We start from the raw sequence: 10,952 nt of genomic DNA, 5'->3' as shown, positions 1-10,952 counted from the left end.
TTGTACATCTGCGTCAAGGTCAGATGCGGATGCTCCGCCTGCCGCGCCCTGCGATGGGCGTCAAGCTGCCCGGCGAGCGCGCGGATGCGCTCGGCCTGGGATTCGGTGCAGGCGGGGAAGGGGAAGGGGTCGAAGCAGCGGGATTTGGAGTAGCGGGGGTCGTTGCCATAGCCGAGCCAACCACCGAGGACGGGGGCCCATGTCGTGTGGACCCGGCTGGACAGGACGGCGAGCAACCAAGCGTCCGCATGAGCGATCGCGATGACCATGTTGTCTGGCATGATGCTCGCGTCGAGAAACTGAAAGATACGGTGTTTTGTCGTCTCTACGGTAGCGACGTACCGAGGACGGCCTTCAAGGGCGGGTCTGAGTTCGCGCCGAGGTTCTCCGAATATCCACCAGCTGTCTCGGTAGGTTGCCCGATTGTTGGCGTCACGTTCCGGCTTCACCTTGGCGAGAAGGTGCTGATAAACCTCTGGATAGTCCCGCCGCGCTTCCTCCGCAGACAGTCCAAAGAGGTCGATGACCATCGCGCCGCGAGACCGGGAGGTAAGGTCGCGTCCATTGCGATAGCTACGGATGTGGCGGTCCAACCCCGGGCGACGGCCAAGGCCCAAATGGGCAGCATCTTCAGGGGTCACGATGAACCCTGAACCGTGCAGCTTGACGCCCGGCGAACACAGGCCCTCGTTAGCCAGCAACGGAGCCGCGCGGGTCACGTCCACGCCGGTTGTAAGGTCGGAGTTGACCCTGCCTTCTCTCGACTGGAAAGCCAGCGACGGTTCGTCGGTATCCAGTCCCGCCTCAGCGACGACCTCTCGCAGCTCACCGTCGTGAGGCCCGGCCCGAGCCGTCGTCATGGCGATCCGTACCGCCGCGCTGTCCTTCGACGCCTTGGTCCACGGATGATCCGGCACAGCGAAGATGATCGACACCGGAGCCTTGGCGTTCAGATGACGCTCCATCACCCGGCGTTGGAAAACCTGACTAATTGAGTTGGTGGTGACGAGGCCGAAGCGGCGCAGGGCAGTCTTCTTGCGGGTCAACATTTCGGCGGCCCGGTCCCACCAATACATCACGAAATCTGCGCTCTCATTCATGTGCGGATGGGCGCGCCATAGGGCCTCGGCATAGCCCGGTGCCATGCGCGAGCGAAGGTTCGCGCCCCCGATAAACGGCGGATTCCCGACGATGAACTCCGCCTCTGGCCACTCGGGCCGCCGCGCGTTCGGAAACACCTGCACCGCCACCCCGTCCTTCATCTCGAACTGCAGCTCGGGATAGCCGTCCCAGGTCAGGACCGCGTCCTTCTGCTGGATGTTGCCGAAGGCCTTGAGGATCGGCTCGGCGGGGTGTTCCGACCGGTTGCGGTAATGCTGCTGCAGATAGCCGATCCACAGCACCAGTTCGGCGATGGCGGCGGCGCGGACGTTCAGCTCGATGCCCAGGAACTGGTGCGGATCGACCTCTTCCAGCCCCATGGTCTCGGTTTCGCCGAGTTCGGCCAGGGCCTCCAGCACCTCGCCCTCCAGCCGCTTCATCAGCTCCAGCGAGACATAGAGGAAGTTGCCGGTGCCGCAGGCGGGGTCGAGGACGCGGGTGGTGCAGAGCTGGTGGTGGAAGGCGCGGACGGCGACCACCGCTTCCTTCACATCGCCGCGCTCCTTCGCGTCGCCGGCCTTGAGCTGGGCCACGTTCCAGTCGGCGCGCAGCGGCTCCATCACCGTCACCTCGACCAGCCGTTCGACATAGGAGCGGGGGGTGTAGTGGGCGCCGAGCTGGCGGCGCTCCTTGGGGTCCAGCGCCTGTTCGACCAGGGTGCCGAAGATGGCCGGCTCGACATAGCGCCAGTCGTGGCGCGAGGCGGCCAGCAGTTCGCCGATCTCTTCCTTCGTCATCGGGAAGGCCTTGGCGTCGTGGAACAGGCCGCCGTTGAAGTAGCGCAGATGGGTCTTGAAGCCCGAGAAGAAGCGGTTCTCGTACAGCGGCTCGTCCATCCGCTTCCACAGGTCGCGCAGCAGGGGGGCGAAGGCTGCGGGACTGTCCAGACACTCTTCCAGCAGGGCCGTGAACTGGCCGCGCGGCAGCAGGTCGGCGTCCTCTGCGAACATGGTGAAGATGCAGCGCATCAGGAAATGCGCCACCTCTTCGGGCGGGTGGTTGCGCTCCAGCCGGCGCGAGACGGCGGCGAGGCGTTCGGCGATCTGGCGCGTGACACGGGCGGCGTGGCGCGACGGGTCCAACGATTGCGGGTCCGTCCAGATGGCCTTCAGCCGCTCGACGATCTCGGGGCGGCGCAGGTCCTCCAGCCGAATGCGGAAGCCCTTGCGGTCGGGGAAGTGGCCATAGGCGCGGCCCGAGCCGGAGAAGTCGGCATAGACCTCGAACACATAGCCGACGTCGCAGACGATGATGAAGGGCGGGGCCGGGTGATCGGCGGGCAGGCGGAAGGCATAGTCCTCGGCCTGTTTGCGGGCGTTGCGCATCAGCACGTCCCAGCGGCCTTCACTGGCGGCGGTGGAGGCGGTCTCGTCCGCCTTGAACAGGGTGGGCTGGTCGTCGCGCTGGCTGGCGCGGGACTGTTTGGCCTCCAGGATAAAGCAGCCGCGCTTGTACAGATCGATCCGCAGGGTCGAGGCGGACCCTTCGGATTCGCGACGCTTGACGCCCCGCTCGAAGACATAGTCGTTCAGCGCCGTCTGGTCGCTGGCCGGATCGGGGCGTGGAAGGTCCAGCGCCTCGCAAAGCTCCGTCAGAAACATCTGGTAGTTGGCGCGCTCGGCCCCGCCACGCGCGGCGCTCCAGCGATCAATGAAGGCGTCGATATCCAAGCGGCTCTCCCCTGCCCGCACTTGGCCCGGTTCGCCCGTGTGTGGCAAGCGGGGTCCGTGCGGGGCTGGCCCCCTCCGTCACGGCGCTGCGCGCCGCGCCACCTCCCCCATGAGGGGGAGGAGACAGTGTCGACGCCTAGCGCCCCGTGAACACCGGTTTCCGCTTCTCGACGAAGGCGGCCATGCCTTCCTTCTGGTCCTCGAAGGCGAACAGGCTGTGGAACAGGCGGCGTTCGAACTGGACGCCCTGGGTCAGGGTGGTCTCCAGCGCGGCGTTGACCATTTCCTTATTGGCCATGACGGCGAGCGGGCTTTGCGAGGCGATCTTCGCGGCGATCTTGCGGGTCTCGTCCAGCAGCTGGTCGTGGGGGAAGACGCGCGACGCCAGGCCCGCGCGCTCGGCCTCGGCGGCGTCCATCATGCGGGCGGTCAGGACCATGTCCATGGCCTTGGACTTGCCGACCAGGCGGGTCAGGCGTTGGGAGCCGCCGATGCCGGGCGCGACGCCCAGGTTGATCTCGGGCTGGCCGAACTTCGCCTTGTCCGAGGCCACGATGAAGTCGCACAGCATGGCCAGTTCGCACCCGCCGCCCAGGGCGAAGCCGTTGACCGCCGCGATGATCGGCTTCCGGAAGCGGGTGATGCGGTCGTGGCCCAGGGCGAAATAGTTGCCGGTGTACATCTGGGCATAGGACTGGTCCGCCATCTCCTTGATGTCGGCGCCGGCGGCGAAGGCCTTTTCCCCGCTGCCGGTCAGGATCAGGCAGCGCACGCTGTCGTCCTGTTCGACGGCGTCGAGAAAGTCCGCCAGATCCTTGAACAGGGCGGAGTTCAGGGCATTCAGCGCCTCGGGCCGGTTCAGGGTGACCACCGCATAGCCGTCGGCGTGGCGTTCGATCAGAAGGTTGGCATAGGTATCGGTCGTGGGGGTGTCGGTCATCGGGGTGTCGGTCATGGGGGGCAGGCTCCGCGTTTGGCCCGGTTTAGCGCGACCTCGGTCCGGGCCGAAACCCCCGACGTCGGAACTCTTGCCTCAGCTTGGCCCTTAGGGTGCGCATGGGGGCAAGCGCGATGGACCAGCCGGATGTGATCGTGGTCGGGGCGGGACCGGCGGGCCTGACGGCCGCTCTGTATCTGGCGCGGTATCATCGGCGCGTGCTGGTGCTGCACGACGGGACCAGCCGGGCGCTGCGCGGGCCGATGGCGCACAATGTGCCGGGCTTTCCCGACGGGATCGCGGGCAAGGCGCTGGTGCAGATCATGGAACGCCAGGCGATGGCGTATGGCGCGGCCATCGCCGAGGCGCGGGTCGAGGACATCCAGCGATCGGGCGACGGGTTCGTGCTGAGCGGTGGGGGTCAGTCCTGGCGGACGCGGGCCCTGATCATGGCGACAGGGGTGTCGATGAATGAGGTCGATCTGCCGAATGCCGTGCACGAGAAGGCCATCGCCGACGGGGTGCTGCGCTACTGTCCCATCTGCGACGGCTATGAGGGGACGGACCGCAAGATGGGCGTGATCGGGGCCGACACCAATGGCGCGGCCGAGGCGCTGTTCCTGCGGCAATATACGAACGATGTGACGCTGATGCCGCTGGCCCACTCCGAGCTGACGGCGGACGAGACGGCGCAGCTGGATCAGGCGGGGGTAACGGTGCTGCACGGGGCGCTGGACCGGCTGGAGCCCACGCCGGACGCCATGACCGTGCATCTGACGACGGGCCGGACGGTCACCGTGGACATTCTTTATCCGGCCCTGGGCCTGCGCCCCCGCAGCGAACTGGCGCTCCGTCTTGGCGCGCGGCGTGGAGAGGGCGACTGCCTGGCCGAGGACAGTCCGTTCGGCGCAGGTGTCGAGGGGCTGTGGGCCGCGGGCGACGTGGTGCAGGGGCTGGATCAGATCACGGTCGCCATGGGACATGGAGCCATCGCCGCGACCAAGGCCCACAACTGGTTGCGCGAGCAGGACGGCCACGCCCTGCGAAAATAGGGCGTCAGCGGCGCGGGATGAGGGCCAGGGTCAGGGCCGCGCGCGAGAGCTCGGCCACCACCACCATGGCCAGCAGGGCATTGGCGGCCAGAACCTGGGTCCGGGGGGCGGACAGGTCCATGGTCCAGCCGAACAGGCTGGCTGCCGCGAGGCCGGCCGCAGTGACAAGGACCAAGGCGACCAGGATCATCAGGGCCACATGGCTGGCCTTCAGCGCGGCCTGAAGCGTGGGTCCTTCGTCCAGAGCCCGCGCCCGCCTGCGGAACAGCCAGGCGATCAGGCCGGTGGCCACCGTCTCGGCCAGGACGATGACGGCCAGGGCCCCCAGGAACCATAGCGCCAGATTGCCGGGATCGCCGCGCCGGAACGACTGGATCACATGGCCGAAATAGACGCCCCAGACGATCAGGCCGACGATCAGGCTGATCCAGAGATGGGTCTTGCGATGGGTCATCTCAGCGCCTCTGGCAGGACGGGCAGTAGAAGGTGGAGCGTCCGGCCTGGACGATGCGTTTGACCGTGCCGGTGCAGCCCTCACCGAGACAGGGCTGGCCCTCGCGGCCATAGACGTCGAAGCGGTGCTGGAAATAACCCTGGCCGCCGTCGGCATTGGCGAAGTCGCGCAAGGTGGAGCCGCCGGCGGCGATGGCGTCGTTCAACACGTCGCGAATGACGGCGGCCAGAACTTCCAGCCGGGGCCGCGACACCTTGCCCGCCGCGATCAGGGGCGAGATGCGGGCACGATACAGCGCCTCACACACATAAATATTGCCCAGGCCCGCCACGATCCGCTGGTCCAGCAGGCTGACCTTGATGCTCTGGGCCTTGTTGCGAAACGCCTCGGCCAGGTGCGCGCCGGAGAAGTGGTTGCCCAGGGGCTCGGGCCCCATGCGGTCGAACCAGGGATGCGCTTCGACAGCCTCGCTGGGGATCAGGCCCATGAAGCCGAAGCGGCGGGCGTCGGCGAAGCCAATGCGGGTGCGGGCCGCGCCGTGCACCGCGCACAGGCTGACGTGTTCATGCTTGCCCGAAATGGGGGCCGGTTCCTCGAACTCGCCCAACTGGGTCCCGTCCAGCGTAAAGCGCCCGGTCATGCCCAGATGGGTGACCCAGGTCTCTCCGGTCGACAGCGGCATCAGCAGATATTTGGCACGACGGTCGATGCGCCGGACCGTCGCCCCTTCCAGCCGTTCGACGAACCGCTCGGGAAACGGAAAGCGCAGGTCGGGCCGGTTCTGGCGCACATGGGTCAGGCGTGCCCCGGCCAGCACGGGCTCCAGCCCACGGCGTACGGTCTCGACCTCGGGAAGTTCAGGCATGGGCGTGGCGGGACCGGGTGGCAAAGACCCGGTCCTTAGCCGATCGCCCGTTGCGGCGCGAGGCGGATGCGTGGGCCGCAGGCGTGTGAAGACGCCCTCGACTGCGGAGCTTGGCGCGCACTTTCGTATCTCGCTCAAAGGCGAACAAAAGCCGTCTGACGTCAGTCAGACGGCGCATGGTCTATCCGAAAAACTAGCGACCAGGTCCGCTTTGTACAGGCTGTCCCTTGGGCGCACACGATGGGGGATTGGTCATGCCAAGGGACAGCAGATTGCCGCCGTTCACGACGCAGCTGAAACTTTTGCCGTCGTCAGCCCGGACCTCCACATAGGTATTTACGCCGCTGGTGCGACGACTGACCACTGTCAGGTCCGATGGAGAATACCCCAGGACGCCACCCGTTTGATTGACGATGCTGTCGTCACTGAGGGTATTCGTTCTCTCGGCGATGGTCCCGCAGGAGGCAAGCAAGGTCGTCGCACCGATCAGGGTGAGTGTCAGATAGGCTCGCATTAACCAAAGTCTCCAGACTGGCGGGTCCTTTTCCAGCAGGAAATTGGAACCTCGCGATGATGCCTCGGGGATCCCGGAGGCACCGACGCAGATGCGCGCGGCCCCATCTAGCTAGGCCAAGTTTCGTAGGCCTCCAGCCCGTAAAACGTACTGGTACGCCGCCTTAGGCAGCGCCAGGCCGTCTGGGTGTCCACCAGGACAGATCAGACCGTCGGCCCTGATATGGATTACGGGCTTGTCGCTGTTCGGGCGAGCAGAGCAGACCGTGGACGACATGTGGCAGCTCAAGCTCACGGCCCGGCAGGGGGTGCGCGCCAGACTTGCCCCGCTCAGGGGTCGCGAGACTGCTAGAGATCGAGAGCGGTCCGGATGTCGCGCCAGTCGATGTATTTGAAGTTCTGGGTGCCGACGTCGTTCACGTCGTCCTGAACCACCACCACGCCTTCGGGAAAGCGGCCGACCACACCACCGTGGGCGGCCAGTCCATCGGTGCCGGTCACGGCATCGACCTCGCCGTCCACGACCACGAACCGGCCCTTGTACTCGGGTGCCGCCCCGTCGATGCGCCAGACGGGGAAGGTGGAATCGCCCTGGCTGGAGCCGATCAGATAACGGGCGGCCCCGTCGGCCAGGATGGTCAGGCCTTCGGCATCGGCGACCAGCCTGCCAGGCTCTATGGCCTGCACAAGCGTGCGGGCCGAGCCTGAGGCGGGGTCGAGATCATAGCGCCAGATGCCGACATTCTCTTCCCCCAGATAGAGGGCGCCCGTCGCCTCGTCGGCGGCGCAGCCTTCGGAGATGGTGCCGATGTCGCCGCTGCGAACCAGACGCGCCGAGGGCCGACCGGCGGCGTCCACGGTCAGGACATACTGGCGCAGCTCGCCCTCGTGCCCGACCAGGATAGCGTGAACCTCGGCACCGCGACGGGCGAAGCAGAAGCCGTAAGGCTCTACCACGTCGGTGGCGATGGCCCCCCAGGGCCGGACGCCGTTCGTGCCGGTGCCCGCGGGATCGTAGACATAGAGCGACACGCCCGTGCGGCCCGGTGTGCGGTCGCTGGCCCCCAGCACCACCATCGGCTTGCCGCCGATCGACAGACCCTCGACCGCATCGACGTTGTTCAGCAGGCCCTCGGCCAGGAACTGCATCACCTGGCCGTCGAAGTCGTAGATATACAGACCGGCCTTCTTGTCGGTGCCGGCGACGAAGCCGGGGCTGGTCTTGCCATTGATCGTGACCGGCACGGGCGACGTCCAGATAGCCGGATCGTCGGCGGCGTCCTCTCCCCCGCCGGTGCCGACCGAAGGCGTTTCCAGTACGGCGCTAACCGGCGAGCCCTCGCCGACGAAACCCTCTCCCTCGCCCTGATAATCGACCTCGCCCGTGGCACAGGCGGCCAGCAGGGCGGCGGATGCAACCAGTGTGGTCAGGGTGCGGATCGACATGGCGGCCTCTCGAAAATCAGGGTGTTCCAGCGTGACCGCGCAGACCACGCACGCGCGCGTCGGGTCAAGCAAGGCCCTGTGACGGTTATGGAACAGCGATATGACAACCGCTCCGTACCGGGAACAGTCGTCACGCTTACTTCCTAAAACCGGCACGGCGGGTTCGCAAAATCGTCTTAGAGGCGTCGTCGGCACCGCTTAGCTGCGATTTCCGAACACCGGGGCCCCTTGGCCGCCGGTCTTTCGGGGATGCCATCAATGAAATTCGCGCTTCTGCTGGGGGCCGCCCTGGCCCCGCTCGCCTTCGCCGGTTCGGCCCTGGCCCAGTCCGGTCCGGCCATCGATCCGCAAGGCGGGCCGGTCACAGCCCTGGACGAGGTGATCGTCACGGGCGAGCCGGTCATGCGCAACCGCACCGACGATGTGGTGCCGACGCTGTCCTACGACCTGGAATATTTCCAGCGGTTCGAGCCGTTGACGGCCGGTGACGCGCTGAAGCGCGTACCGTCGGTGACCTTCCTGTCCGACGTGCTGGAATCGGACGGCGTGCGCATCCGCGGCCTGGATTCGGCCTATACCCAGATCCTGATCAATGGCGAGCGGGTGCCCGGCGCCAATCTGGACCGCAGCTTCTTCGTCGACCGCATCCCCGCCGAGCTGATCGAGCGGGTCGAAGTGGTGCGCTCGTCCTCGGCCAACCGCTCGGGCGATGCCGTGGCCGGGGCCATCAACATCGTCCTGCGCGACGCCCTGTCGCTGGACGGCGGCTATCTGCGCCTGGGGGCGATCAACTTCCCCGACAGCGAATATGGCCAATGGGGCGGCACCTATGGTGCGGTCTGGGGCGGACAGGTCGGACCGGGCCGCCTGCTGATCGGCGGCAACATCCAGGATCGTCGCAATCCCAAGGACAAGTTCAGCCAGCGCTTCGACGAGCCCGGCGGCGAACTGGACAATACCGAGGTCCAGACCGACGTGCGCGACGGCACCGACTATTCCGCCAACGCCTCCTATGACGTGGAGGTCGCGGGTGGCAATCTGCAGCTCAGCGGCTTGTTCGTGCGCACGGACCGGGTACAGGACGAGAACTCGATCGAGTATATCGAGGGCATCGAAACCGCCGCCAACATCGACACCATCAACGCCAATCCGCTGGACATCCAGACCGACAACTGGGCCGTCAACAGCCGATACGAGCGCGAGATGCTGGGCGGCGAGACGACCTTCCGCCTGGGCTATGCCGCCATCGACGACCAGCAGGTCGAGACCGAGACCGAGTTCGCGGTCGAGGATGAAGTCATCGAGGGCGAGATCACCCGCACCGACATCACCGACGAGGAAATCCAGGCCGCGCTGGAGCACAAGCTGAATCTGAACGGCATGGAGCTGGAGTTCGGCGTCCAGTACAGCGACAAGACCCGCGACACCGCCATTTTCGCGGCCGACGCCGAGGCCGAGGGCGAGACCGCTTTCCGCCCCTTGCTGGCCGGCGAGTTCGGGGATTTCGAGGCGATCGACGGCGGCGTCAGCACCATCGAGGAAACGCGGATCGACCCCTACATCATGCTGTCGGGTGAAACCGGCGCGGTGAAATGGGAGGCGGGTCTGCGGTATGAGACCACCGACACGACGATCATCGACGAAACGGTCGCTGCCGAAGATCGCGTCAACGACAAGGACTATGGCATCCTGCTGCCCTCGGCCAGCGCGCGTTTCCAACTGACGGAGGAAGACCGGATCGTCGCCTCTGTCGCGCGCACGGTGCGTCGCCCGAACTTCAACTTCATCTCGCCAGCCCTGCTGGAAGGCGAATATGGCGACAACGATTTTGAAGGTAATCCAGAGCTCGAACCGGAAACAGCTTGGGGCATCGATCTGGGTTATGAGCGTCGTCTGGGGCGTCGCGGTGTGTTCGGCGTCAACGTCTTCTATCGCGACATCACGGATTTGATCGAGATCACGAGCACAGGCAGGCCTTCGGAAGAGGAGCCTGAGGCCTTGGTACTGACGGCCGAAAACGTTGGTGACGGTCAGGTCTGGGGGATCGAGTTCGACCTGTCGACGCCGCTGGACTTCATCGGCATGCCCAATACGGGCGTCTTCCTGAACTATTCCTGGCTGGACAGTGCGGTCGATGACTTCCTGGGCGAGCGCCGCTTCAACTCTCAGTCCGACTATGTCGTCAATGCCGGCTTCACCCACGACATCCCCAGCTGGGGGGCGGCCTTCGGAGCCACCTACCGCAAACAGGGCGATGCCGAGAGCCGGATCGCCGCCGAGGAAGTCCTGACCTCCTATGGTGCCGATCTGGAAGTGTTCGTCGAGAAGCGGATCGCCAGCAACATCGTGGTCCGGCTGACCGGCTCCAACCTGCTGGACAGTTCCAAGGACGAGGTGTTCGACAAGTTCGACACCATCGAGGACCAGATCGACCGAGACTACGACGAGTATGAGATCGAGACCGAGAAGGCCGGGCCGGTCTATCAGCTGGTCATGCGGGTGGCCTTCTAAGCCGCCACAAGCGCATCAAGGACGACAAGGGGCCGGGCGGAAACGTCTGGCCCTTTTGCGTATCCGCCCTTCCGGCGTTGCCGCAGGTGGGGCGGGTCCCCTATATGCAGGCGCGAACCCTCCCGCGTCCGGACACTCCGATCATGGCCCGCAAGACAGACACATCCGGCGGACTTCTGGGCGGCCTGCGGTCGATGCTGGGCGGCAAGCCCACCAAGGCTGTCGCCGAGACCGCACCCGAGCCGATCACCCTCAGCCCAGACCCGGCGGGCCATTTCCAGACGCCGGACACCCCCGACACGCCCGCGCCCCCACCCGCGCCCGAACAGGACCAGAGCAAGCC

The 10,952-nt window shown here is 66.1% G+C and carries 9 protein-coding genes; 3 read left to right on the top strand and 6 right to left on the bottom strand.

The genetic code is table 11. The features are described 5' to 3' along the window. Both JHC81_RS11880 and JHC81_RS11875 read right to left on the bottom strand, forming a co-directional pair. A partial coding sequence (locus JHC81_RS11880) for a DNA methyltransferase (RefSeq protein ID WP_292174950.1) occupies positions 1-2,831 on the bottom strand: 2,831 nt, incomplete at its 3' end. A 136-nt stretch (positions 2,832-2,967) separates the two neighbouring features. Beyond that, positions 2,968-3,786 (bottom strand): enoyl-CoA hydratase-related protein, encoded by an 819-nt coding sequence (locus tag JHC81_RS11875; protein ID WP_292174944.1) that lies wholly within the window; start codon positions 3,784-3,786, stop codon positions 2,968-2,970. Positions 3,787-3,902: 116 nt separating this feature from the next. Between JHC81_RS11875 and JHC81_RS11870 the strand changes: the two genes are divergently transcribed. Beyond that, on the top strand, positions 3,903-4,820 hold the full coding sequence (locus JHC81_RS11870) for an NAD(P)/FAD-dependent oxidoreductase (protein WP_292174941.1): 918 nt from the start codon (positions 3,903-3,905) through the stop codon (positions 4,818-4,820). 4 nt (positions 4,821-4,824) lie between these two features. Here JHC81_RS11870 and JHC81_RS11865 read toward each other — a convergent pair whose 3' ends face one another. The 4 genes from JHC81_RS11865 to JHC81_RS11850 form a co-directional block, all read right to left on the bottom strand. Next, positions 4,825-5,274 carry a hypothetical protein gene (locus JHC81_RS11865; protein ID WP_292174939.1) on the bottom strand — a complete coding sequence of 150 codons (450 nt, stop codon included), beginning with the start codon at positions 5,272-5,274 and terminating at the stop codon, positions 4,825-4,827. A 1-nt stretch (position 5,275) separates the two neighbouring features. Then, positions 5,276-6,139 carry a bifunctional DNA-formamidopyrimidine glycosylase/DNA-(apurinic or apyrimidinic site) lyase gene (mutM, locus tag JHC81_RS11860; protein ID WP_292174937.1) on the bottom strand — a complete coding sequence of 288 codons (864 nt, stop codon included), beginning with the start codon at positions 6,137-6,139 and terminating at the stop codon, positions 5,276-5,278. 193 nt (positions 6,140-6,332) lie between these two features. Continuing rightward, positions 6,333-6,653 carry a hypothetical protein gene (locus JHC81_RS11855; RefSeq protein ID WP_292174935.1) on the bottom strand — a complete coding sequence of 107 codons (321 nt, stop codon included), beginning with the start codon at positions 6,651-6,653 and terminating at the stop codon, positions 6,333-6,335. Positions 6,654-7,000: 347 nt separating this feature from the next. Then, entirely contained in the window at positions 7,001-8,098 is a 1,098-nt protein-coding gene (locus JHC81_RS11850) for a phytase (RefSeq protein ID WP_292174932.1), read from the bottom strand. A gap of 258 nt (positions 8,099-8,356) precedes the next feature. Between JHC81_RS11850 and JHC81_RS11845 the strand changes: the two genes are divergently transcribed. Both JHC81_RS11845 and JHC81_RS11840 read left to right on the top strand, forming a co-directional pair. Continuing rightward, positions 8,357-10,609, top strand: coding sequence for a TonB-dependent receptor (locus JHC81_RS11845; protein ID WP_292174931.1), 2,253 nt, complete (start codon positions 8,357-8,359; stop codon positions 10,607-10,609). Positions 10,610-10,752: 143 nt separating this feature from the next. Then, a partial coding sequence (locus JHC81_RS11840; RefSeq protein WP_292174928.1) for a hypothetical protein occupies positions 10,753-10,952 on the top strand: 200 nt, incomplete at its 3' end.

This window comes from Brevundimonas sp. (assembly GCF_016463295.1).
Lineage (GTDB): Bacteria > Pseudomonadota > Alphaproteobacteria > Caulobacterales > Caulobacteraceae > Brevundimonas.
Note: the sequence above shows the minus strand (reverse complement) of the source record. Positions and strands in the feature narration are given on the sequence as shown.

Excerpts from the sequence above, each read along its gene's own strand:
- JHC81_RS11865 (WP_292174939.1), bottom strand. The coding sequence starts at position 5,274 with ATGACCCATCGCAAGACCCATCTCTGGATCAGCCTGATCGTCGGCCTG.
- JHC81_RS11870 (WP_292174941.1), top strand. The coding sequence starts at position 3,903 with ATGGACCAGCCGGATGTGATCGTGGTCGGGGCGGGACCGGCGGGCCTG.
- mutM (WP_292174937.1), bottom strand. The coding sequence starts at position 6,139 with ATGCCTGAACTTCCCGAGGTCGAGACCGTACGCCGTGGGCTGGAGCCC.
- JHC81_RS11850 (WP_292174932.1), bottom strand. The coding sequence starts at position 8,098 with ATGTCGATCCGCACCCTGACCACACTGGTTGCATCCGCCGCCCTGCTG.
- JHC81_RS11875 (WP_292174944.1), bottom strand. The coding sequence starts at position 3,786 with ATGACCGACACCCCGATGACCGACACCCCCACGACCGATACCTATGCC.
- JHC81_RS11845 (WP_292174931.1), top strand. The coding sequence starts at position 8,357 with ATGAAATTCGCGCTTCTGCTGGGGGCCGCCCTGGCCCCGCTCGCCTTC.
- JHC81_RS11855 (WP_292174935.1), bottom strand. The coding sequence starts at position 6,653 with ATGCGAGCCTATCTGACACTCACCCTGATCGGTGCGACGACCTTGCTT.